Genomic DNA, 22,626 nt, shown 5'->3' on the forward strand with positions numbered 1-22,626 from the left:
AGCATGGCCTGACCTACAGCCGTTTCATCAACGGTCTGGACAAGGCTGGCATCGAAATCGACCGTAAAGTTCTGGCCGCCATCGCATTCGATGACGCCGCCACCTTCGGCGAGATCGTAAAGAAGGCTCAGGCTGCTCTTGCTGCCTGAACCGATTTCGATCGTTAGAACAAAAAAAGCCGCCGGGTCATTCCGGCGGCTTTTTTTATGCCTGCACAAACAGAGTGTTTTTATTGCGTTTCTACCGGAATCGCGACTGGCCTACTGTTCTCATCCACCGCCACGAAAACGAATTTTCCATGCGTCACAAGCTGGCGCTCAGTGGACTGCCGCACGCGACGCCATGCCTGCACATTGATCGTCATCGACGTGCGACCGACCTTCAGAACATCGGTATAAACGGACAGCTCATCACCGACAGACATGGGCGCTAGGAACGACACGCCGTCAATCGCAACCGTCACGGTTTTGCTGCGGGCCCGAATACCGGCTGCGGACCCAGCGGCAAGATCCATCTGCGACATGACCCACCCGCCAAACACATCACCCGCAGCATTCGTGTTACTCGGCATTGCGATGACTCGGATGGTCAGTTCCCCTGACGGTTCCTTTAGCTGGTTTTCCAACATCTCTGTCTCCGGGTCTTTCAGCGGTATTTTCTCCACCATGCGCGAAAAAATCACCGGTAACAATGTTATCGCAGCATTCGCGTCACCACAGTTCAGTGACCGTAAAGCGCCTCCGGCGTCACCAATGGATCAGCAATCGTCTCCAGCCCATCCTTGCCGAACCGGCGATAAAAACAGCTCCGACGTCCAGTGTGGCAAGCTACCCCAGTCTGATCCACGAGAAGCAGAATGGCATCGCCATCGCAATCCAGACGCGCCTCGACCAGTCGTTGGATCTGTCCGGATGTCTCCCCTTTCCGCCACAAAGCTCCCCGACTACGGGACCAGTAGCAGACACGTCCCGTCAGGAGAGTCTCCTTCAAGGCATCACGGTTGAGCCAGGCAACCATCAGCACTTCACCTGTATCGTACTGCTGGGCTATCCCGCACACGAGTCCCGCAGCATCGAAAGCGACACGCTCCAGTTCACGCTCCACCGCTTCCGGAGCCGGACGTATCGCTTCCATCACACCCTGTTTCACGACGAAGTCACCTTTCCACGCACGCCTTCCTTTTCTTCAGAAAGCGTTGTTGCAAGCCAGACGGGAACACGGGGCACAATCCTGTGGCCATCCGCCTCGAGGTGATGCTCCAGCACCTCCGGCTTGAGAAAAGCCAGCCCGCAATGGTCATGACTTGAACGAATCTGGCCGATTTCACTGCCCGCGTCAGTGATCGCCGTTCCCGGAGCCGGGATCGGCGCTTCCGAAGCTACAGGCACCAGACGGCGTTTGACCAGACCACGATAATGGGTGCGCGCGGTGAGTTCCTGTCCCATGTAACAACCCTTGGTCCAGGAAATGCCGTTCAGCAGATCGAAATTGGCTTCCAGCAGCAGTGTCTTTTCCGCTTCACAATCGCGTGGACCGTCCGGCAGGCCAAGCACCAGCCGATGCAGGTCATAGGCCACCATGTCAGCCTTCGCGGCAGGAGAAACATTCAGCATCAGCAGACGCCATCCCGCCTCGGGGAGACGCGGATCTGCCGCGATGATGGCGTTCTCAACCGTTACCGCATCAGGCAACGCACCCCATGCGGCGTGCACGACAAGACATGTTTCCTGAATCTGCACGTCCGAACGAAGTCGATATTTCGACAATGTCTCGATGATCATGGCGCTCTGCGAAGACGGGCAGTCCAGCAGGAGGCAGGGTTCATCAGGATCGGCAAAGATGAAGAAATCGGCTTTCCAACGCCCCTGCGGTGTCAGCAGAGCGGCCCATACAGCCGTTCCCGGCTCTACAGCCGTCACATCATTGGAAACCAGTCCCTGCAGGAACGGCACACGGTCCTCACCTCTGACAGCGATCACCGTCCGGTCAGGCAGGTGGGCAAAATAGGTCATGTCATATCTCCGGACGGCACACCCCAAGGGGCTTCAAAAGACGCCCGGAAGATTGGTCCTCAACACTGTTTATACAAGTGAAAAATAGGACATCCGGACGATATTAATCTCAATTTTTCAAGATGTTCCCGACAGACTCTCACGTACTGGACGCGCGCGTTCGCTGGCTGTCTTGAGCTGCCCGCATGCCGCAAGAATATCGCGCCCACGCGGCGTGCGGATCGGCGAGGCAAAACCGGCATCCATGACGATCTGGGCAAACTTCGCCTGCTGCTCGCGCGTGGACGGCTTGTAGTCGCTACCGGGCCAGACGTTGAACGGAATCAGGTTCACCTTGGCCGGAATACCGCGAATCAGGCGCACCAGTTCGCGGGCGTCGGCCTCACTATCGTTGATGCCCCGCAGCATGATATATTCGAACGTGATCCGCCGTGCGTTGCTCGCCGCCGGGTAGCGACGGCAGGCCGCGATCACCTCTTCAATGGGATATTTCCGGTTGAGCGGCACGATCTCGTCGCGCAGATCGTTGCGCACGGCATGCAGCGACACGGCAAGATTGATGCCGAGTTCATCGCCGCAGCGGTCCATCAGCGGAACGACACCGGATGTGGACAGCGTGATACGGCGGCGGGACAGGCCGATCCCCTCCCCGTCCATGATGATCCGCATGGCTTTGGCTACGTTCTCGTAATTGTAGAGCGGCTCGCCCATGCCCATCAGCACGATGGTGGAAAGCAGGCGCGGAATATCACCTTTCGGGCTGGGCCATTCACCGTAGGAATCACGCGCAGCCATGAACTGACCGACGATTTCCGCCGCACCAAGATTACGCACCAGCTTCTGCGTGCCGGTATGACAGAAGGTACAAGACAGCGTGCAGCCGACCTGCGAGGAAATGCAGACCGCGCCACGATCCTCGCGGCGGTCGGGGATATAGACCGTCTCGGCTTCCTGCCCGTCACGGAAGCGGAACAGGAACTTGCGCGTCTCATCCTGCGAGGTCTGCACGACGGCCGGTTCCGGGCGACCGACGATGAACCGCTCTGCCAGCTTCTGCTGAAGCGGCTTCGCGATGCTGCTCATCTTTGTGAAATCAGTAACGCCCTGATGATAGATCCAGTGCCAGAGCTGCTTGGTACGGAACGGCTTTTCGCCGATGGCGACCAGTTCCTCGGTCAGTTCTTCACGCGACATACCGACAAGATCGCGGCGACCATCCGCCAGTTGGGCCGGAGGCGGAGAGAACAACGCCGACTTCGCCAATATCCGTTCCCGGTCGGCGGCATCAAGCGCGAATGCTGTGTCGCTCATACCGTGTGTCTTCCTGTCTGTGCGCGTGGATGTAAAAGCGGGCTCCTACCACGGAAAGAGCAGAAATTGGAGAAAATTCGACGATTTCAAGCCCGGAAAAGCCCCTCTGTTGCTTCCCGGCCCTTCGAACGGCACAACAAAATCCCTTTGCCAGCAATCCGGAGACCTGATGTGGCCGTGCGTCCGATAGTCACCTTTCCCGATCAGCGCCTACGCACCGCCACGGAACGTGTCACCGCTTTCGACGGTACACTTCATGCGCTCGCCACGGATCTGCTGGACACCATGCGCGCCGCGCCGGGGATCGGGATTACCGGCCCTCATATCGGTGTCATGCAGCAGATTGTTGTGCTGGATCTGCCCAACTCTCCTGAACCCGAGACCTACATCAATCCGGAGATTGTCTGGCGCTCGGATGAAACGATCCGCCATGAAGAAGGCAGCATTTCCATGCCCGGCATTAGTGAGCAGATCGAACGGAGTGCAAAAGTGCATGTGCGCTATCAGGATCTCTCAGGAACAGAGCAGATGGTGGAAGCCGATGGTCTGCGGGCAATCTGCCTCCAGCACGAGATCGACCAGTTGAACGGCATTTTCTGGCTGCAACGCCTGTCCGCCCTGCGTCGCACACGACTGATTGCCCGATTTGAGAAACTGAAAAGAAGTGGACTATCCTCCTGATCTAGAACCTCTTCTTTCTCCGATCTTTTGACCATTCGAGCCGGGTGCATGTTTTCCAGAATTGTCAAATTTACACTTCTAGCCGCAAGTTTTTCTCTCTTTGCGGCAGAAGCATGCGCCAGCGATTTTCCCCTTACGTCCCCGGAAGTCGACTCATTTATTGGCAATCTGGGACGTTCGCTCGTTGACCATTATCCCTTTCCCGATATTTCCCGATCGTACGACGCTGCGCTGCAATCCCATCTCAGCCATGGCGACTATTACAATCTGCCACCCTGCGACCTTGGAAAAAAAATAACCGCCGATCTTCAGAGCGTTCATTCCGATAAACATCTGCATGTCTATTGCAGAGAGGGAGACGGATCGCCGGGGCGCCTTATTTCTTCAGGCTTCCAGTCCGTGGAATTAGATAGCGCCCATCACACGGCCTACATCCAGTCGAACGGTTCATGGGATAACGACGAATATACCTACACCGCCGCCTTTTCCGTCATGCAGCTTGCGGGGCGATCGCATTACATCATCATCGATCTGCGGGACAATGTGGGGGGCACCGGCATTATCGGTCGCATTCTTGCGTCCTATTTCTTCAAGCCGGGCGAAGAACAGTTCTTTATATACGGTTACCCAAAAGACCGGTCACAGGGGATTCAGGAATGGACATTCCCCTATGTCCCCGGCCATCGGTCCGAAAATGCGAAGCTCTATATTCTCGTCAACAAGAATACATTTTCAGCCGCCGAAGGCTTTGCTTTCGGCATGAAAAACCTCCACCGCGCGACAATCATCGGCCAGACGACAGCAGGTGGCGGCATCGCCGGAATGCAGGTCTCTTTTGATGGTGGAGAGGAAATCGCCTTCGTGCCGACGAAAATGCTGGTCGCGCCGCATACGGATAAAGGCTGGGATGGTATCGGCGTGGTGCCCGACTACGTGACGGAAGTGGGCCATGAGCGGGAAAAGGCGATGCAATTGATTGAAGAAGATATCGGTCGAATGCATTAAACGAGACAAGGACCTTTCTCCCAAGGCCCCTGTCTTCGTGGAGGTTCGTCAGAGAGACGTGATCTCCCCTTCATCCGCGTCACCGAAATCCGCACCCCACATCTCTTCCAGACCATAAAGCGCGCGAGCTTCAGCCTTGAAGAGATGAATGACAATGTCACCGGCGTCGATCAGCACCCAGTCGGAACCGTTCGCGCCTTCGACAAGGATACGCTTCAGCCCAACATCTTTCAGCTTACGCTCGATATGCTGGGCCATCGCGGCAATCTGACGATCCGCCACACCGGTGGCGATGACCATGCGATCCGCGAAAGAGGCGCGTCCGGTCAGATTGATGACGACGATATCTTCGCCCTTGTCGTCATCAATGCTCTCCGTGATGATCGTGAGGTATTTCTCAAGCTCATCGGCCGGGGCATGCGGGCGCTTCTTGGCGTCCTTACTCGGACCGGCGGCGGCGGCTTTCTTGCGGGGCGTGCCCGGTGCCTTGGCAACTTCGGCAAGGCTTGGGTCGACCGGCTTCGGAGCCTTGGCCTTGGTCGTGCCTGTTTTCGCCTTGGCGGCGGGACGGCGCTCGGTCTCCGTATCGGTGGGGGGCTTTCTGGCTATGACCGTGTCTCCTGCCGGGTGGCTGCCCGATCTGTCCGAAATAAGGATTCTGTCTGTCCTGCACGACGCAGGGCTGTTGCCGATATACCGTTTTGCGGCCCCGGAAGAAAAGCCCAGACTGGCGGGGTTTTTACCGGAAGCTGCCTGATTCTGCCAACAGAAAGACGGCAGTGGCTCAAACGGGCGGCAACTCTGCCGTGAAGGGCGGCTGCATTGCTGCCGGGACGGGGCATCACGGCAAGCGGCACCTGTCGAAGAAAGGCTTTCCAATGGTGCCAGCGGGGCAGTTCGGCGAACACATCTGTTCCCATGAGCCAGACAAAGTGAGCACGCGGAAAGCGGCGTCTGAGAGCACGGACCGTATCGCTGGCATAGCGGGTGCCCAGCCAGGCTTCGATGTCGGTTGGGATGAGGCGGCGGTCGGTGGCAAGGCGTTCAACCGTCGCGAAGCGCTCGGCGAAGGGAGCCATTCCTTTGCGCGGTTTGAGCGGGTTGCCCGGCGAGACCATGAGCCAGACCTGATCGAGGTCGAGCAGGTGCAGGGCGCGCAGGGCAATCTGGATATGCCCTTCATGCGCGGGATTGAATGATCCACCGAGCAGACCGATCCGCAGGGCGCGGCGGTCTCCCCGGATGGGGATCGTATCGTGGTGGGAAGCCACAGGAGGACTTACGGGCGCGTCTGACCTGTGCCGAGAACCTCGTAGCGGAAGGTCGTGAGCTGCTCGAGGCCGACGGGACCACGGGCATGGATGCGCCCTGTGGCGATGCCGATTTCCGCGCCGAAACCAAACTCGCCGCCATCGCAGAACTGCGTGGAAGCGTTCCACATGACCACGGCGCTATCCGTGCCGTTCAGGAAGCGGGTCGCGACAGCTTCATCGGAGGTGATGATCGCCTCGGTGTGACCGCTGCCATAGCGGGCGATATGGGCGAGCGCGGACTCCACGCCGTCCACCACAACGATGGAAAGAATGGCATCGAGCCACTCGGTGGCAAAGTCCTCGTCAGCAGCGGGTTCGAGACCCGGAACAATGTGACGGGCACGGTCGTCGGCACGGAAGTCGCAGCCGAGTTCACGCAGATCGCTGATAATCTCGGGCAGCAGCGTCGGCGCGATGGCGCTGTCGATGAGCAGGGTCTCGGTCGCGCCACAGATGCCGGGACGGCGCATCTTGGCGTTGGCGAGGACGCGGCGGGCCATCTGCGGCTCGGCGGCGGCATGAATGTAGGTGTGGCACAGGCCCTCGGCGTGGGCGAGAACGGGAATACGGGCTTCGTTCTGCACACGCTCAACAAGGGATTTACCGCCACGGGGAATGATGAGGTCGATCAGACCGGACGCGGCGAGCATGTCGGCAACGTGTTTGCGATCGGCGCTGGGCGCGACCTGCACGGCATCCACTGGCAGACCGGCAGCTTCAAGACCAGCGGCCATGGCTTTGTGGATAGCCTGCGCGGAATGGAAGCTCTCCGAACCGCCACGCAGGATGACGGCGTTACCCGACTTGATGCACAGACCCGCAGCATCCGCACCGACATTCGGGCGGCTTTCGTAGATGACGCCGAGAACACCGATGGGTGTTGCCACCCGACGGATCTTCAGGCCGTTCGGACGGGTCCATTCGCTGAGGATACGGCCGACAGGATCGGACAGATCGGCCATGTCTTCCAGCCCTTTCGCCATGGCCTCGACGCGTTCGGCGTTGAGGGTCAGACGATCGCGGAAGGCGTCGCTGCCGGTGTAGGCGGCGAGGTCTTTCGCGTTGGCTTCGAGAATGGCGTCGCTCTGCTCACGCAGGGCGCTGGCGGCGGCCCATAGCGCCTTGTCGCGAATGGCGGTTGGGGACTGGGCCAGCGTCCGCGCTGCGATCCGCGCGGCCCGGGCCATGCCCGCGATCGCATTGGATTCTGTCGCTTCCGCCTTCATGCTGGCGCTCATTTGTGGTCCCCTACCCTCTTCTTCTGGTGTGTTGATGTGTCAGACGTTGAAGCGGAACAGCAGCACATCGCCGTCCTGCACGATATAATCACGGCCTTCGATGCGCATCTTGCCCGCTTCTTTCGCACCTGCCTCGCCATTGTACTTCACATAGTCGTCATAGGCGACGGTTTCGCAGGCGATGAAGCCACGTTCGAAGTCGTTATGGATCACGGCGGCGGCCTGCGGCGCTTTCGTGCCTGCCGTAATGGTCCACGCGCGGGTCTCTTTCGGACCGACGGTGAAGTAGGTCTTCAGGCCGAGCAGCTTGTAGCCCGCCGCGATGACGCGATCGAGGCCGCTGTCCGACAGGCCGAGCCCTTCGAGGAACTCCTTCTGGTCTTCCTGCGGAAGCTGGCTGACTTCGGCTTCGATGGCGGCCGAGACGACAACGCAGGCGGCACCTTCGGCGTCCGCACGAGCCTGCACGGCTTCGGAGAATTTATTGCCGGTTGCGGCAGAGCTTTCCTCGACGTTGCAAACATACAGCACGGGCTTGGTCGTCATGAGCTGGAGGCGCTCTGCGATCAGTTCCTTGCCTTCCGGAATGGCCGTGCGAGCAGGCTTTCCTTCACGCAGGGCCGCGATCAGCGGCTCCATGACCTCGATCTGGGCCTGCGCCTCACGGTCGTTGGATTTGGCCTTTTTCTGCAAAGGCACAATCCGCTTTTCGAGGGAGTCGAGATCGGCCAGCATCAGCTCCGTCTCGATGATCTCTGCATCACGAACCGGATCGACGCCACCTTCGACGTGGGTGATGTCATCGTCCTCGAAGCAGCGCAGGACGTGGATGATGGCGTCCACTTCGCGAATGTTGGCGAGGAACTGGTTACCGAGGCCTTCACCACGGGATGCGCCGCGCACAAGACCGGCGATATCCACGAACTCAAGGCTCGTCGGCAGGATCTTCTGTGACTTGCCGATGCGGGCCAACTCGGTCATCCGGGCGTCGGGCACGGCGACACGGCCGACATTCGGCTCGATGGTGCAGAACGGATAGTTCGCAGCCTGCGCCGAGGCCGTGGCGGTCAGGGCGTTGAACAGGGTGGATTTGCCGACATTGGGCAGTCCAACGATGCCGCAGTTGAAGCCCATCAGTCTTTCACTCCTGTTGCTCCAGCCTTCTGGCCGGGAATTATTGGTTTGGGGCTGTTTGCCGTAAGCAGCGCGATGCGCGTCATGCAGTCCTCGCGCCGTCTTTCAGCGAGCAGCGGAGCTGTGTCGGCCACGGCGTCGAGCAGGTCTTCAAGCCATGGTTGATCGGCCTTGGCGAAGTCTCCGAGCACCCATCCGTGGACGCGCTCTTTTGAACCGGGATGGCCGATACCGAGGCGCACGCGCCAGTAATCCTGTGTGCCGAGTTGTCTGTCGGTCGAGCGCAGGCCATTGTGACCGGCGGCGCCTCCGCCCTTCTTGATGCGGACCTTGCCGGGCGCGAGATCAAGCTCGTCATGGAAGACCGTAATGGCGTCGGGGGGAATTTTGTAGAACGTCGCGGCTTCGCGGATGCTGTCGCCGGATGCGTTCATGTAGGTCATCGGCTTGAGGAGCAGCACCTTGCCGCCGCCGATCCGTCCTTCCGCGATCTCGCCGCGAAAGCGCTTGCGCCACGGCGAGAAGCCGTGACGGGCCGCGATGGAGTCGACCGCCATGAAACCGATATTGTGGCGGTTGTGGCTCATGGATGTCTCGGGGTTGCCGAGACCGACCCAGAGCTGGATCGCCGGTTGCATGGCGGTCTATCCCGAGGCCGGAGGGTGTGCCTCCGACCCGCCGGGCCTCCTTACTTCTTTTCTTCTTCAGCCGCTTCCGGAGCAGCCGCTTCCGTTTCTTCAACATCGATGGTCGGCGGTGCGACCGTGGCGATGACGAAGTTCGGGGTCTGGTTAGTCGGCGTCACGCCTTCCGTGCCCTTCAGGTCATCCCAACGAACGTTGTCGTTGATGTCCAGCGCAGAAACGTCAGCCGTGAAGATCTCGGGGATGTTTTCCGGATCAGCCGTAACTTCGATCGTGTGACGCACAACGTTGAGCACACCACCGCGCTTGATGCCCGGGGAAACTTCTTCGCCCTCGATGTGAACAGCGACTTCGACGTGGACCTTGTGGCCCGGCGCGAGGCGCTGATAATCGACGTGGATCGGCGCGTCGGAGACCGGGTGGAACTGCATGTCGCGCATGAGAACGCGCTCGGACACGTCACCAGCCTTTACTTCGTAAACATGCGAGCGCCAGCCGGGCTTGTGCAGTTCGCGCATGATGATGCGGGGGTCGATCGCGATAAGAACCGCGTCTTTCTTTGCCCCGTAGATCACGGCCGGAACGAGGCCTGCACGACGGGTTGCGCGCGCTGCCCCCTTACCAGCCTTCGCGCGCAGGGTAGCTTCAATCGGAATCAGTTTCGTCGCCACTTTATGAACTCCTGAGTATGCGAACGCACGTCGGCCTCCAGGGGTGCCGACGCGAAGGCGCGCTCTTTAGCGGAAAACACAGACCTACGCAAACATTTTGGCTTGGGTGATGCCTGCCGCCGCGCAAAGCGCTCCAGAACCGTTTTCCCAGAGATCAGTAACCCTGATTATAATAGCCCTGCTGCCCATTATAAGGCTGACCATTGTAAGTGCGGGGATAAGCCCCCTGAGGATAAGTGGCCTGAGTCTGGCCCGTATAGCCGCGTGGGTAGGCCTGCTGCTGTGCAGGCGCCATCGGCTGCTGATAGCCCTGCGCATAGCCGCCACCGGGGCGGTTGGGTGTCGTCAGAGCGCCAGTTCCGGCGCCAAGAAGGCCACCAGCCAAGGCGCCAATGGCAGCGCCACGCCCCCCTCCGGCCAGCGCGCCTATAGCTGCACCGCCGCCGCCGCCAATCAGCGCGCCGTTGCCTGCGCGGGCACCCGGGCTATAGGGATCACCACAGCCTGCGAGCAGAACAGTCATGCTCAGAGCGGCAATTCCTGCGATCTTTTTATTCACGGTTCTCACCATCCGTTGACGACATTACACAGGCCACCTCTTAAGCGGCCTTTCGTGACTTGTCGCGCGCAAAAAAGGCATTTTCACGATCACCCCTTCTAGCGGCGACGTGGCGGCGGATTGGGCGTCGTGGCAGCGCCAACAGCAGCTCCCGTTCCGGCCCCGGCAAGAGCGCCAATCGCCGCCCCTCCGCCTCCGCCCGCAATCGCACCAATGGCCGCGCCACCACCCGCACCAATGAGCGCACCGCTGCCCGCCCTTGCACCGGAGTCATAAGGGCTGCCACATGCCGACAACAGACAGAGCGAAGCCAGCATCGCACCTACGGCGAGCATTCTGGTTGATTTCAAAAAACTGGCAGAACTTTGCTTTCTGTTCATTATTATCATTGCCTTCTTCCGGGATATTCAGTTGCAGCGGTCTTGTTGAAAAGACTCGTCCGCATCCCTGAAGACAGAACGACACATGAACGGATCAGGTTGCGTTGTCAGGAAAAGGACAGCCTTTCAAAAGGTGTCAGCAAGCCGCCCGGAATCCGAAATTTTTTGTTACGGAATTCAGGGTAAGGTCTATAACGCAGCAAAAGAGAGTCAGGTTTCTTTCAGGTCGGGCCTTGCAGTGAGAGAACAGCCTCGCTAAGCCCTCGACCCAGCCCGCGCATGGCTGTCCGTGAGAGTCCGGCCCTCCTCCGTTCAGGAAGCCTGACGCATCCGATGGATGTGCGGGCCTGAAAAAGCGTCCGCGCAACCGCGCGACAGGAATTGCTGGCCAGGAGTCCTTGGATGTTTGCTCGCCTGCTGGGTCTCATGTCGGCTGACATGGCTATCGACCTCGGCACTGCCAATACACTGGTGTATGTCAAGGGACGGGGCATCGTGCTGAACGAGCCATCTGTGGTGGCCATCGCTGAGTCCCGCGGCAAGAAACAGGTGCTGGCCGTCGGTGAAGAGGCGAAGCAGATGGTTGGGCGCACGCCCGGCAACATCATGGCCATCCGCCCGATGCGTGACGGCGTCATCGCTGACTTCGAAGTTGCTGAAGAAATGATCAAGCACTTCATCCGTCGCGTGCATAACCGCAGCATCTTTGCCAGCCCGCAGGTGATCATCTGCGTTCCCTCCGGCTCCACGGCTGTCGAACGTCGCGCGATTCAGGAAAGCGCCGAGAGCGCTGGCGCCCGCCGCGTGTTCCTGATCGAGGAACCAATGGCAGCAGCGATCGGCGCGGGCCTGCCCGTCACGGAGCCTTCGGGCAGCATGATTGTCGATATTGGCGGCGGCACTACGGAAGTCGCGGTGATTTCGCTGGGTGGCATTGTCTATGCGCGCTCGGTGCGTGTGGGCGGCGATAAGATGGATGAGGCGATCATCTCCTACATTCGCCGTACCTATAATCTGCTGATCGGTGAAAGCTCTGCGGAACGGATCAAGATGTCGATCGGCTCCGCCATGCCGCCCGATGATCCCAACGATCCCGGCCCATTGCAGAATGTGAAGGGCCGCGACCTGATTACGGGCGCCCCCCGTGAGGTCATCGTTTCACAAGCGCAGATTGCTGAGAGCCTGGCTGAACCGATCACCCAGATCATTGAAGCCGTGAAGCTCACACTGGAGAATACGCCGCCGGAACTCGCAGCGGATATCGTGGACAAGGGCATTGTCCTCACGGGCGGCGGCGCATTGCTGCATCGTCTGGACGAACTGTTACGCCTTGCCACCGGACTACCGGTCACCGTGGGCGAAGATCCGCTCTCCTGTGTTGCGCTCGGCACAGGTCGCGCGCTGGAAGAGATGAAGCGTCTGCGGAATGTGCTGACGACGATGTATTAACGAAAATAACCCATGCATGGTCTGTAAGTTTTTGGCAATATAGACAAAAGGTGATCGTCAGCCTCATGGATCAGACGAAATAGATCGGGGACGAGGCCCCCGGAAAGTGGGGGTTCCTTGTTGCGTGGCTATGGGGTGAATTCGAAAAGACGCCCCCCCGGCCCATGCTGTATGACTGACAGCACCGGGGCCATCCAGAACCGGACCGTGAAGCGGTCAGGGTTGCATCCATGATTCCCGTTTCAATCCAGATCAGACAGGCGCTGGACCGGCTCTGGCTGCCGGTCATGCTTCTGTTCTCGCTCGCCATCATGCTGCTGGGCTGGGCCAATCCACGCCTGACGACCACGGCCCGTATGGCGACGGCCGACATTCTCTCACCGCTCTGGTCCCTGATCGCCGTGCCCGGAAATGAAATCTCGGGCGCAGTATCGGAACTCAGACGGATTGGTCATCTCGCAGAGGAAAACGCACGTCTGCGGACGGAGAACGAAACGCTGCGCGGGTGGTATGACGTCGCGGTCTCGCTGACGCAGGAAAACGTTTCCCTCAAGGAAAACCTGCACTGGATTCCAGACCCCCTCCCCTCTTTCGTGACAGGGCGTGTCATTGCGGATGTGGGCGGCATTTACGCCCATGCTGTGCTGATAAATGCTGGCCCCTCAAGCGGCGTTCACGTCGGGGATGTCGCGCTGGCAGCGGATGGATTTGTCGGACGCGTGACGGAAACAGGCGTCCATTCGGCCCGTATCCTGCTGATCAATGACACGGCAAGTCGCATTCCCGTGCTGCTGGAAGCAAGCCACGGAACGGCCATCATGGCGGGCGATAACACTTCCATGCCACGCCTGATGTTCTATGCTCAGGACAACCATCCCGTGGAAGGAGAGCGCGTTGTGACATCCGGTCAGGCGGACCTTCTTCCCGGCAGCCTGCCTGTTGGCGTGGTGCATTACATTCGCGCCAACACGCCCGTCGTCGTGCCTTATGCCCGCCTCGACCACCTGAATCTTCTGCGTGTCTTCAACTTCGACACCGGAACCATTGAATCACCCGATGCACCGGGACGTGTGCCGGTTTCCTCCACCCAGAAACATGGGATTGTCGGCCGGAAGGGGAATCCGATGGACGGCATGACGCTCGGCGGTGTCATCGATGGGGGAAACGGCCATTCGGACGACACGACTGAAACCCCACAGCATCCTGCCAGCGTGTCTCCCGAAAACACGCAGCATGATGACGGGGCTCCCCGCTCTGTCGCGCCAGCCGAGGAACATCAGACGGAGTCTCCAAAAGAACCTGAGCAATCCGGGTCCGCCACCCTGCCCCCGTCCTTGTCGCGGGCCATGTCGGGGCGCGGATGAAAGACGCCTTCATGTCGCCTGACCCCTTTCCTCACTGGCAGCCTGAACAGCGCTCCACGCCTGCACTGGCACAGCGGCTCGACCGGCTTGCCATGCGCCTTCTGCCGGGTGCTATCACCGCCCTCATCGTCGTTCTTCTGGCTGCGCCAACCGGTATTCCGGGCGCCATGGCGCTTGCACCGGGGCTGACAATGGCTTCGGTGTTTTTCTGGTCCGTGTGGCGTCCCGCCTCCATGTCTGTGCCCATTGTCTTCTGTCTAGGTCTGCTGCTCGACCTGATCGGGTTCGCACCACTCGGTGTCGAGGCATTCACCTTTCTGCTTCTGCACGGTATTGCTGTTCATGCGCGTTTCGGCTTTATGCGCCTTAATTTCCTCGTGCTCTGGATCGCTTTCGTGCTGCTCGAAGCCTGTGCCTGCTGGCTGATCTGGTTTCTGGTTTCCACCCTCTCCCTGAGGGTGATGCCGACAGAACCTGTGATTTTCGAAGGCGTGCTCGCAGCCGGTCTTTACCCGCCGTTCGCCGCCTTCGGCACATGGGCGCACCGCCGTCTTTCCAACCCGGAGCCGCAGCTATGAAGTGGCCCCGTCGGAGAAAAGAGCGGCTGCGCAGGCTGCTTCCCGAAAAAGAACAGAAAGATCCGGGTTCGGGCGTATTCACCCGTCGCGCCCTGCTGATCATGGCCGCACAGACGGCTGCGCTCGGGGAATTGGGACGCAGGCTGTATGATCTTCAGGTTAACAGTGGCGATCACTTCGCCAAGCTTGCGGATCGGAACCGGACCAGCAAACGGCTTCTGGCACCTCCGCGCGGCCTGATTTCGGACCGCTTCGGCACCATTGTCGCCGCCAACAAGACCAACTGGCGCGCCCTGCTGCTCACGGAAGAAACCACGGACGTTGAAGGCTCGATCGAACGGTTTTCCCAGATCGTGCCGCTCGATGAACGCGACCAGTCACGACTGGCCCGCGAGATCCGGCATACCCGCAAATTCGTTCCCGTCGTGCTGCGCGAGTTCCTCTCGTGGGACGACATGGCGCGGATTGAACTGAACTCGCCGTCCCTGCCCGGCGTTCTGATCGATGTCGGCACCACGCGTTCCTATCCTTTCGGACCACTGCTCGCCCATACGGTCGGCTATGTCGCGCCCCCCAACGAACGGGATGTGGCGAAGTCCGCTCTGCTGGCCCTCCCCGGCATGCGTGTCGGTCGTGCTGGCATCGAACAGAATCAGGACGATGTGCTGCGCGGACAGGCCGGCTCCGTGGAAATGGAGGTCAACTCCGTCGGGCGCGTCATCCGTGAACTGGACCGGCGCGACGGCACGCCCGGCGATGAACTGACCCTCACTCTGGATGTCGGGCTACAGCAGGCCATTCAGGACCGGATCGCCGACATGGCCGCCTCATCCGTCGTGATGGACTGTCGCAACGGCGAAGTGCTGGCCATGTGCAGCACGCCCTCCTTCGATCCCTCCCTTTTCGACAGCGGGGTAAGCCGCGCCCAGTGGGCTGAGTGGACCAACGATCAGAGAACGCCGCTGATCGACAAGACAGTGTCCGGTGTTTACCCCCCGGGCTCCACGTTCAAACCCGCCGTCGCGATGGCGGCGCTCGATGCTGGCGCGATCACGCCCACGGACCGCTTTTTCTGTCCGGGTCATTTCGACCTTGGGGGCGCACGCTTCCATTGCTGGGCGAAGCATGGCCACGGCTCCGTCGATCTACATCACGCACTGAAATACTCCTGCGACGTCTATTTCTACGAAGTCGCGATGCGCGTCGGGATGGAAAAAATCGCGGAAATCTCCCACGGGCTGGGGCTGGGCACCGAACTTGGCATCGAACTACCCCACCAGCGGCCCGGCCTGATCCCCACGCCGGAATGGCGGCGCAAGCACAAGCACCACTGGAATGGTGGCGACACCGTGGTGAGCGGCATCGGTCAGGGCTTCGTGCAGGTGACGCCACTGCAACTGGCGACCTATACTTCACGCATTGCGACCGGCCGTTCCGTGGAGCCCCATCTTGTCCGAGCCATCAATGGCGAGATCGAGCAGAAAGTCGATCCGCAGCACTGGCCCGAACTCGCCACCGATCCTACCTATCTGAAGGCCATCCGCGAAGGCATGTTCGCTGTTGTCAACGAGCAGCATGGCACGGCCCCGAAAGCCCGTCTGGCCATTCCAGGTGTTGAGATGGCGGGCAAGACCGGCTCGGCGCAGGTGCGGCGTGTGTCGCGCGCCATGCGTGAGAGCGGCCACTTCAATTCGGCGACGCTGCCGTGGGAGTTCCGCCCGCACGCGCTGTTCATCTGCTTCGCGCCCTATGCCGATCCGCGCTATGCTGTGTCGGTCGTGATCGAACACGGCAACGCCGGTGCCGATGTGGCTGCGCCGCTGGCCCGCGATATCATGACGGAAACGCTTCGGCGTGACCCGGTCAACCACAAGACAGCCCCCGGCCAGACCGTGGCGGACGCCGACTGACAGGCCTGTCATAACCCGATCCCGAGGAGGCTGCGTCTTGGACTCGCGGCTGCCCATGAGGCGTTTTCGCAAACGGCTGCTTCGTGCCGAGCCGAATTTCCGCACGCTTTCAAAGCTGTGGCGGATCAGCTGGCTCTATGTACTGCTGATCTGCGCTCTGGCGGGTGTCGGTTACGTCGCGCTCTATTCGGCAGGCGGCGGGTCGGCGCATCCTTTCGCAGGACCGCAGGCGGCGCGTTTCGGCTTCGGCCTCATCCTGATGCTGACCGTCGCCATGCTGCCTCCGAAAATCCTCGTACGCGTGGCGGCTCCGCTTTATGTCGCCTCTCTCGCGCTTCTGGTGCTGGTTCTGCATGCCGGACATGTCGGCAAGGGCGCGGAGCGATGGATCATCATTGGCGGCACGCAGGTCCAGCCGTCGGAATATGCCAAGGTTGCGCTGGTGCTGATGCTGGCCACATGGTTTGCACGTATTCCTTACAGCAAGATGAACAATCCGCTACGTCTCCTCATCCCGGCGGCTATGGTGCTTCTGCCCGTAGGGCTCGTGCTGAAGGAACCAAACCTCGGCACAGCAGTGATTATCGGCGGGATTGGCGCGTCGATGTTCTTCGCGGCAGGCATGAGGCTGTGGCAGATCGCCCTTCTGCTGCTGCCTGTGCCGATGCTGCTGAAATTTGCCTACGCGCACCTGCATGATTACCAGCGCGCCCGGATCACGACCTTTCTGCACCCTGAAAGCGATCCGCTCGGTGCGGGCTACAACATCATCCAGTCGAAGATCGCCCTCGGCTCCGGCGGCATGTGGGGTCAGGGCTACCTGCACGGTACACAGGGACAACTGAACTTCCTGCCGGAAAAACAGACAGACTTCATTTTCACGACTATCGCCGAGGAATGGGGATACGCGGGCGGCGTACTGGTCATTGGCCTGCTCCTGACGCTTATTCTGGGCGGCATGTTCATGGCGATCCGTAGCCGTAACCGCTTCGGCAAGCTGCTGGCGCTTGGTATTTCGGTGAACTTCTTTCTCTACTGTCTGGTGAATCTGTCGATGGTCATGGGGGCCATTCCGGTCGGGGGCGTGCCGCTACCGCTCGTTTCTTACGGTGGCTCGGCCATGATCAACGTCATGCTCGGATTTGGTCTCCTGATGTCCGTCTGGGTCCATCGGGATTCCCGCTTCGGAGAAGAAACGGATGAAGAGGAGGAAGAGGTTTGAAAATCACAAACAGGACTCATTGTTTCCCACGTATGAGTCCTCTCCTGCGCTCCGGCTTCTGCCTACTCACCTTGGGTGCCAACCTGCTTTATGGCAGCGCTCATGCTGATGCACAGACACCGGATGAAGCCGCCCGCAGCCAGCACGCCCTGCTTGCCGAAGTCGGCGCCGAGCGGTTCACGGCCCCTGATTTTCATCTGGGCAACGTGCGCCACATGGTGATGTTCCGTTTTCGGCAAAGCGCAACACCCGAGCAGCGCCGGCAGGTAACGGAGCATTTCATGGCTCTGGCGAAAGAATCACGTCGCCCAGACCACTCCTCTGTCGTCGTCTCCATCGAAACAGGTGCACAGAACAGCGGTGAAAGCAGCGACCTCGGGCTGGAACGGGCCTATCTCGTGACATTCCGATCAGAGGGCGACCGTAATTTCTATGTCGGGCAGCCGGTAGTGACGGACAGTCACTATTTCGACGCAGCCCATGAAGCCTTCAAAGCTTTTGCCAAACCCTATCTCGCCAAGGTTGTCGTGTTTGATTTCACGACCGATGCGAAAACGACGCCCTGAACCGTCTGCTTTTAGACACCCAGCCTTACCTGCTGACGCTCGCGTCGCTCACCCCATACGACGCCAAGCATGATGGCCATGACGACCAGCGCATCCGTCCCGCGCACTCCCCAGAACCCAAGGGGGATAAAGAGCAACAGAAGCGCCACCCCCAGCAGATGCGATAGTGGCGTAATGCCGGAAACAAGACGTTTGTAGAGAATACTGCCTAACAGATAGAGCGCTGGGCCGCAGGTCGCTGTCAGAATGAAGCCCATATCGCCCCCTTCTGACGGATTTTCCATGAGCATGTCCGACCCCACCGCCGTGACGATGATGCCCGCAATCAGCACGACATGGAGATAATGGATGAGTGCCCCCATGCCCCCCGGATTATCGGACCGGGTAATGGCGCGTGTGGCATCCTCGCCCGCCATGCCGAAATAGAGCCACCACATCGAAATCGTTGTCAGAAAGCAGGCAATCAGCGCCACCAGAAGACCCGGGGGCCATGAACGGGCTTCCGCCATGGGAAGCCCTGTCGCCATAATCGTCTCACCCAGCGCCACAAGAACGAAAAGCTGGCAACGCTCGACGAGATGCGCGCCTTCGATGGTCCACTCGGCACGGGCGTTCGAACGCCCCAACCCCGGAAACGCAAAGCCGATCATGGGAGACACATATTCGATCAGCGCCGCCACGAGCCAAAATCCCACGCGCAGCACAAGATTGCTCGCAAGACCGCCGCTGATCCAGAACAGCGCTGAGACCAGCATCCAGGCCAGAATACGTCGGTAATTGGGTGCAAGCGGATGATCGGGAGGAAGCCACGCCACGACAAACGCGCTCCGCCCTACCTGCATGGCGACAAAACAGAGAGCGAACGACAGCCCATGCTCGGCGAAGGCATCCGGAATTGCCGCTCCGATCAGCAGAGCGAGCAGCATCGTCGCCAGCAGGACGCCTCGTACAGCCGGAAGCTCGGGATTGAACCAGTTGGTGAACCAGCCGGTATATTGCCAGCCAAGCCAGACCGCGAGCCACAGGACAGCAGTCTGCAACGCGCCGAACACGGTCAGATGATGCAGCAGACCGTGACTCAGTTTGGTAAATGCAAACACATAGACCAGATCGAAAAACAGTTCCTCATACGTCACCCGGGCATGGTGCCCGTCACGACTGCGGAGAAAAGGGTGCGATCCGATGTTGTCAGAGGTCATGCTGCTCATCATTCGGGCAGATACGCCACCGCACCGGCCCGATCCCAATCATTTGGTGGTGTAGCCACCATTCACCAGAATCGTCTGCCCTGTCATCCACCACCCTTCGGAAACCATGAACCGGATATAAGGCGCGATATCCTCGATATCCGTCAGGCCCGTCTTGCTGAAAGGTGAAAGTGCGGCTGCGGTCTTGTGATAGGCGACGGCTTCGGGCGCTTCCTGCCCGTAAAAGAACGGAGTGTCCATCGGGCCGGGTCCAATCGCGTTGACGGAGATTCCGCGAGCACCAAACTCTTTGGAAGCCGCGCGAGTGATATGCTCCACGGCGGCTTTCGAGCCTGCATAGGTCGAGTAAAACGGCGTATAAGCGCCAAGCAACGATGTGACGATGGTGACAAGCTTGCCGTTGTCGTTCAGGTGTTTGCCCGCTTCTTTAATGAAGAAAAACGCCGCCTTGGTGTTGATGGCGAACATACTGTCGAATTCGTCTTCCGAGGTTTCGAGAATCGGCTTCTTCAGCACCTTGCCCACCGTGTTGATGGCGATATCCGGACGGCCGACAGCGGCCACGACTTCCCGGAACAATGTGGCGTTGGCATCGGCCGTGGTGAGATCGGCCTGAAAGGCGACGGCCTCCACACCTTTCTGATTGAGTTCGCTTACCAGAGCGTCCGCATCCGCGCGCGTCGCATCGCTGTTGTAGTGGATGGCAATGGCATTCACCCCATGCGCAGCAAGATCGCGGGCTATCAGCCCTCCAAGATTTTTCGCACCTCCGGCGATCAGAACTGTTTTTCCTTTGAGGCTGTGATCAGTCATGGACATCTTCCCTTCTTGTTCGCATCCATTCTAAGGTTCGTTGTTCGACGAAAAATCACCTGATATCGAACAACACTGGTCGAAAATCACGAACAGTTGGATGGGATATGGACCGAATCGATCTGTTTCGGATGTTCATCCGTGTGGCTGAAACAGAGAGCTTCTCTCGTGCCGCCGCTTCCCTGAACGTGCCGCGCTCCAGTGTATCCACTTCCATACAGCAGCTTGAAACGCGGCTCGGCGCACGACTGTTCGCCCGCACGACCCGCAATGTGAACCTGACTGCGGACGGACGTGCCTTTTACGAACAGGCCACACGGATCGTCGCGGATGTTGAGGAAGTGGAAGGTCTGTTCCGTCAGGATCAGGGAGCATTGCAGGGCAGGATAAGAGTGGACATGCCCGGTCGGATCGGGCGCCTGATCGTCGCACCTGCGTTGCCCGATTTCATGGAGCATCACCCGGATATCGAGATCGTGCTTGGCGTGACGGATCGTGCGGTGAATCTGGTGGAAGATGGTGTCGATTGCGCTCTACGCGTCGGGCCGCTTGCAGACTCCAGTCTGATTGCACGGCACATCATGGATCTGGATGTCATCAATGTCGCCAGCCCGCGCTATCTCGGCAGCCACGGTATTCCTCGCACTCCGGACGATCTCCCTCACCATAAGGCCGTCCATTACGCCTCTCCCGCGAGCGGACGTATCGAAGCGTGGGAATGGGTGGAGGGCGCAGAGATCCAGACGTGTCAGATGAAAGGGCAGATCACGGTCAACAGCGCCGAAGCTCTGATTGCCTGCTGCCTTGCTGGTCTCGGCATGATTCAGGTGCCCGCTTATGATGTGCGGGGATATCTTTCTGACGGCGAACTGACGGAAGTCATGCCGCAATGGCGATCGGAAGCGCTGCCTCTCACATTGCTCTATCCCGAACGCCGCTACATTTCACCGCGCGTCCGGGTTTTTGTGGAGTGGCTGATTGCTCTCCTTGAGAGAGCGATGAAGGCATAGATGCGCAGAGTCTCTACGGCTCCCAGCCCATCTTACTGAACATTTTCAAAGGCTTCCACCAACCATTCTTTCGGTTCGGCCATGGCGTCCTTATACCACTCCTTCATCAACGGATGCTGGAGCACCGCTTCCGCATAGGCTTTTGCAGTCGGGGACAGCGTCACGTCGTAGCTATGAAAACGCGCGACGATCGGAGCGAAAGCGACATCAGCATTGGTGAAGGTCGCGCCGAACAGATAAGGGCCGCCACTCCCGAAACTGTCGCGCGCCTCCGTCCAGAGCGCGTCGATACGTCCGATATCTTTTGCTGCCGCTTCAGAAACACCATCGATCAGAGGTCGGTTTTCCCGGCCAAGATTCATCGGCATGCTGGATCGTACGCCCTGAAAGCCCGCATGCATTTCAGCCGTTATGGAACGGGCAAAGCCGCGTGCGACCGGATCGCTGGGCCAGAGAGCAGGCTCCATCTCGGCGCAATATTCGGCAATGGCCAGACTGTCCCATATCCGAATGTTCCAGTGCTCGAGATAGGGCACCTTCCCGCTGGGCGATAATGCGCTGATCCGTGCAGCGCTTTCCGGCTGACGAAGTGGAACAATTTCTTCCACCACATTCAGTCCGGCAAGACGGACAGGAAGCCATCCCCGCAACGACCAGGAGGAATAGCGTTTATTGCCGATGACAAGACGACCGTCAGACATGGAATGACATTCTCCGCAGCCGGAAGGAAAGACTGATTTTGTAGTCACAGACTGCATTCGGGAAGGAAATCTGGCAAGGAATTCGCGGCTCAGGCTGGATAGCCGGGCAAACGCGCGGTCCTCATTCTGGTCACAAAAAAACCGGCCTTCTGCGAGGCCGGTTCTTTCTGTCTCATCAGTAGTTCCCCACTGATGAGACCATAACGATACTCTGCTTTAGCAGGAGGTTTTCACCAAGCAGTTCGCCCAGTCGTTAGCATGAGATGCTGTGGTCGTGCCGAAGCAGTTTCCACCACCCCATGAACCCCAGGTCTCAGGCAGGCAGGAACCACTCGGCTGCGTCCACGTGCCGTAAGACGCACATCCCGTGTTCGCCGGAGCGACATAGTCCGGGCACAGATCGGACCAGTTATTGCCCCAGCAAGATGTCGAACCGCTGGTATGGCTCGACGAGGAACCGCTCGTGCCACCAGAGGCGCAGCTCGAACCGGACGTGTGCGGCTGGCACTGATCCCACCACCAGCTGCCGTTATTGTCACAGCTGCTGCCACCGGACGTCGAACCGCTCGTGCTGCCAGACGTGGAGCCGCTTGTGCTGCCCGATGTCGAACCCGAACCGGAACCATGCGGCTCACAGTGGTTCCACCACCAGTTGCCGTTGTTGTCACAGCTACCGCCACCGGACGTCGAACCGCTCGTGCTGCCAGACGTGGAGCCGCTTGTGCTGCCCGATGTCGAACCCGAACCGGAACCATGCGGCTCACAGTGGTTCCACCACCAGTTGCCGTTGTTGTCACAGCTACCGCCACCGGACGTCGAACCGCTCGTGCTGCCAGACGTGGAGCCGCTTGTGCTGC

25 protein-coding genes and 1 pseudogene are annotated in these 22,626 nt (G+C 59.6%); 10 read left to right on the forward strand and 16 right to left on the reverse strand.

The genetic code is table 11. The annotated features are described in order from the left end of the window. The coding region (locus tag ABF824_RS10000; RefSeq protein WP_415488599.1) for a 50S ribosomal protein L20 at window positions 1–149 on the forward strand (149 nt) is incomplete at its 5' end. Window positions 150–229: 80 nt separating this feature from the next. On the opposite strand, the gene ABF824_RS10005 is transcribed toward ABF824_RS10000, so the two are convergent. The 4 genes from ABF824_RS10005 to rlmN all read right to left on the reverse strand — a co-directional run bounded on the left by ABF824_RS10005 (window position 230) and on the right by rlmN (window position 3,323). Then, window positions 230–628: an acyl-CoA thioesterase gene (locus tag ABF824_RS10005; protein WP_415488554.1), complete on the reverse strand. Its 399-nt coding sequence runs from the start codon at window positions 626–628 to the stop codon at window positions 230–232. Window positions 629–720: 92 nt separating this feature from the next. Beyond that, on the reverse strand, window positions 721–1,134 hold the full coding sequence (hisI, locus tag ABF824_RS10010; protein WP_415488601.1) for a phosphoribosyl-AMP cyclohydrolase: 414 nt from the start codon (window positions 1,132–1,134) through the stop codon (window positions 721–723). A gap of 11 nt (window positions 1,135–1,145) precedes the next feature. After that, window positions 1,146–2,012: a YgfZ/GcvT domain-containing protein gene (locus ABF824_RS10015; RefSeq protein WP_415488556.1), complete on the reverse strand. Its 867-nt coding sequence runs from the start codon at window positions 2,010–2,012 to the stop codon at window positions 1,146–1,148. Window positions 2,013–2,129: 117 nt separating this feature from the next. Further along, entirely contained in the window at window positions 2,130–3,323 is a 1,194-nt protein-coding gene (gene rlmN / locus ABF824_RS10020; protein WP_415488558.1) for a 23S rRNA (adenine(2503)-C(2))-methyltransferase RlmN, read from the reverse strand. Window positions 3,324–3,500: 177 nt separating this feature from the next. Between rlmN and ABF824_RS10025 the strand changes: the two genes are divergently transcribed. Next, window positions 3,501–4,004: a peptide deformylase gene (locus tag ABF824_RS10025; protein WP_415488560.1), complete on the forward strand. Its 504-nt coding sequence runs from the start codon at window positions 3,501–3,503 to the stop codon at window positions 4,002–4,004. A gap of 48 nt (window positions 4,005–4,052) precedes the next feature. Then, a complete protein-coding gene (locus ABF824_RS10030) occupies window positions 4,053–5,009 on the forward strand; it encodes a S41 family peptidase (RefSeq protein WP_415488562.1) in 957 nt (318 codons plus the stop codon). A gap of 48 nt (window positions 5,010–5,057) precedes the next feature. Here the strand turns inward: ABF824_RS10030 and rsfS are convergent, their stop codons facing one another. The 8 genes from rsfS to ABF824_RS10070 all read right to left on the reverse strand — a co-directional run bounded on the left by rsfS (window position 5,058) and on the right by ABF824_RS10070 (window position 10,903). Next, window positions 5,058–5,618, reverse strand: a complete 561-nt coding sequence (gene rsfS, locus ABF824_RS10035; RefSeq protein ID WP_415488603.1) for a ribosome silencing factor — start codon at window positions 5,616–5,618, stop codon at window positions 5,058–5,060. After that, window positions 5,615–6,280: a nicotinate-nucleotide adenylyltransferase gene (locus ABF824_RS10040; RefSeq protein ID WP_415488564.1), complete on the reverse strand. Its 666-nt coding sequence runs from the start codon at window positions 6,278–6,280 to the stop codon at window positions 5,615–5,617. The genes rsfS and ABF824_RS10040 overlap by 4 nt, the downstream gene beginning before the upstream one ends. Window positions 6,281–6,288: 8 nt before the next feature. Continuing rightward, window positions 6,289–7,560 carry a glutamate-5-semialdehyde dehydrogenase gene (locus ABF824_RS10045; RefSeq protein WP_415488566.1) on the reverse strand — a complete coding sequence of 424 codons (1,272 nt, stop codon included), beginning with the start codon at window positions 7,558–7,560 and terminating at the stop codon, window positions 6,289–6,291. 39 nt (window positions 7,561–7,599) lie between these two features. Beyond that, window positions 7,600–8,694 carry a redox-regulated ATPase YchF gene (ychF, locus tag ABF824_RS10050; RefSeq protein ID WP_415488568.1) on the reverse strand — a complete coding sequence of 365 codons (1,095 nt, stop codon included), beginning with the start codon at window positions 8,692–8,694 and terminating at the stop codon, window positions 7,600–7,602. Next, entirely contained in the window at window positions 8,694–9,320 is a 627-nt protein-coding gene (gene pth, locus ABF824_RS10055) for an aminoacyl-tRNA hydrolase (RefSeq protein WP_415488605.1), read from the reverse strand. Before pth ends, ychF begins: the two co-directional genes overlap by 1 nt. A gap of 62 nt (window positions 9,321–9,382) precedes the next feature. Beyond that, window positions 9,383–10,009 carry a 50S ribosomal protein L25/general stress protein Ctc gene (locus ABF824_RS10060; RefSeq protein WP_415488570.1) on the reverse strand — a complete coding sequence of 209 codons (627 nt, stop codon included), beginning with the start codon at window positions 10,007–10,009 and terminating at the stop codon, window positions 9,383–9,385. A 154-nt stretch (window positions 10,010–10,163) separates the two neighbouring features. Then, complete coding sequence (locus tag ABF824_RS10065; RefSeq protein ID WP_415488572.1) at window positions 10,164–10,568, reverse strand: hypothetical protein; 405 nt, start codon at window positions 10,566–10,568, stop codon at window positions 10,164–10,166. A 98-nt stretch (window positions 10,569–10,666) separates the two neighbouring features. Then, window positions 10,667–10,903 (reverse strand): hypothetical protein, encoded by a 237-nt coding sequence (locus ABF824_RS10070; protein WP_415488574.1) that lies wholly within the window; start codon window positions 10,901–10,903, stop codon window positions 10,667–10,669. A 447-nt stretch (window positions 10,904–11,350) separates the two neighbouring features. Between ABF824_RS10070 and ABF824_RS10075 the strand changes: the two genes are divergently transcribed. From ABF824_RS10075 to ABF824_RS10100, 6 genes are all read left to right on the forward strand, one after another. Beyond that, on the forward strand, window positions 11,351–12,397 hold the full coding sequence (locus ABF824_RS10075) for a rod shape-determining protein (RefSeq protein WP_415488576.1): 1,047 nt from the start codon (window positions 11,351–11,353) through the stop codon (window positions 12,395–12,397). Between the two features lie 230 nt (window positions 12,398–12,627). Further along, window positions 12,628–13,761: a rod shape-determining protein MreC gene (mreC, locus tag ABF824_RS10080; RefSeq protein WP_415488578.1), complete on the forward strand. Its 1,134-nt coding sequence runs from the start codon at window positions 12,628–12,630 to the stop codon at window positions 13,759–13,761. A gap of 11 nt (window positions 13,762–13,772) precedes the next feature. After that, the gene (gene mreD / locus ABF824_RS10085; RefSeq protein ID WP_415488580.1) at window positions 13,773–14,339 is read left to right on the forward strand and encodes a rod shape-determining protein MreD; all 567 of its coding nucleotides are present in this window, start codon (window positions 13,773–13,775) and stop codon (window positions 14,337–14,339) included. Beyond that, window positions 14,336–16,249: a penicillin-binding protein 2 gene (mrdA, locus tag ABF824_RS10090; protein WP_415488583.1), complete on the forward strand. Its 1,914-nt coding sequence runs from the start codon at window positions 14,336–14,338 to the stop codon at window positions 16,247–16,249. Before mreD ends, mrdA begins: the two co-directional genes overlap by 4 nt. 55 nt (window positions 16,250–16,304) lie before the next feature. Beyond that, a complete protein-coding gene (gene rodA / locus ABF824_RS10095) occupies window positions 16,305–17,471 on the forward strand; it encodes a rod shape-determining protein RodA (protein WP_415488585.1) in 1,167 nt (388 codons plus the stop codon). Between the two features lie 32 nt (window positions 17,472–17,503). After that, window positions 17,504–18,037, forward strand: coding sequence for a Dabb family protein (locus ABF824_RS10100; RefSeq protein WP_415488587.1), 534 nt, complete (start codon window positions 17,504–17,506; stop codon window positions 18,035–18,037). Window positions 18,038–18,048: 11 nt separating this feature from the next. Here ABF824_RS10100 and ABF824_RS10105 read toward each other — a convergent pair whose 3' ends face one another. Further along, window positions 18,049–19,236 carry a low temperature requirement protein A gene (locus ABF824_RS10105; protein WP_415488589.1) on the reverse strand — a complete coding sequence of 396 codons (1,188 nt, stop codon included), beginning with the start codon at window positions 19,234–19,236 and terminating at the stop codon, window positions 18,049–18,051. A gap of 48 nt (window positions 19,237–19,284) precedes the next feature. Further along, window positions 19,285–20,058, reverse strand: coding sequence for an SDR family oxidoreductase (locus ABF824_RS10110; protein WP_415488591.1), 774 nt, complete (start codon window positions 20,056–20,058; stop codon window positions 19,285–19,287). A 107-nt stretch (window positions 20,059–20,165) separates the two neighbouring features. Between ABF824_RS10110 and ABF824_RS10115 the strand changes: the two genes are divergently transcribed. Beyond that, on the forward strand, window positions 20,166–21,068 hold the full coding sequence (locus ABF824_RS10115; protein WP_415488593.1) for a LysR family transcriptional regulator: 903 nt from the start codon (window positions 20,166–20,168) through the stop codon (window positions 21,066–21,068). 32 nt (window positions 21,069–21,100) lie between these two features. Here the strand turns inward: ABF824_RS10115 and ABF824_RS10120 are convergent, their stop codons facing one another. Together ABF824_RS10120 and ABF824_RS10125 are read right to left on the reverse strand one after the other, a co-directional pair. Then, window positions 21,101–21,769, reverse strand: a complete 669-nt coding sequence (locus ABF824_RS10120) for a glutathione S-transferase family protein (protein ID WP_415488595.1) — start codon at window positions 21,767–21,769, stop codon at window positions 21,101–21,103. A gap of 216 nt (window positions 21,770–21,985) precedes the next feature. Continuing rightward, window positions 21,986–22,626 (reverse strand): annotated as a pseudogene (locus ABF824_RS10125) (hypothetical protein); the annotation flags it as partial.

Source organism: Acetobacter sp., assembly GCF_047721705.1.
Taxonomy (GTDB): Bacteria; Pseudomonadota; Alphaproteobacteria; order Acetobacterales; family Acetobacteraceae; genus Acetobacter.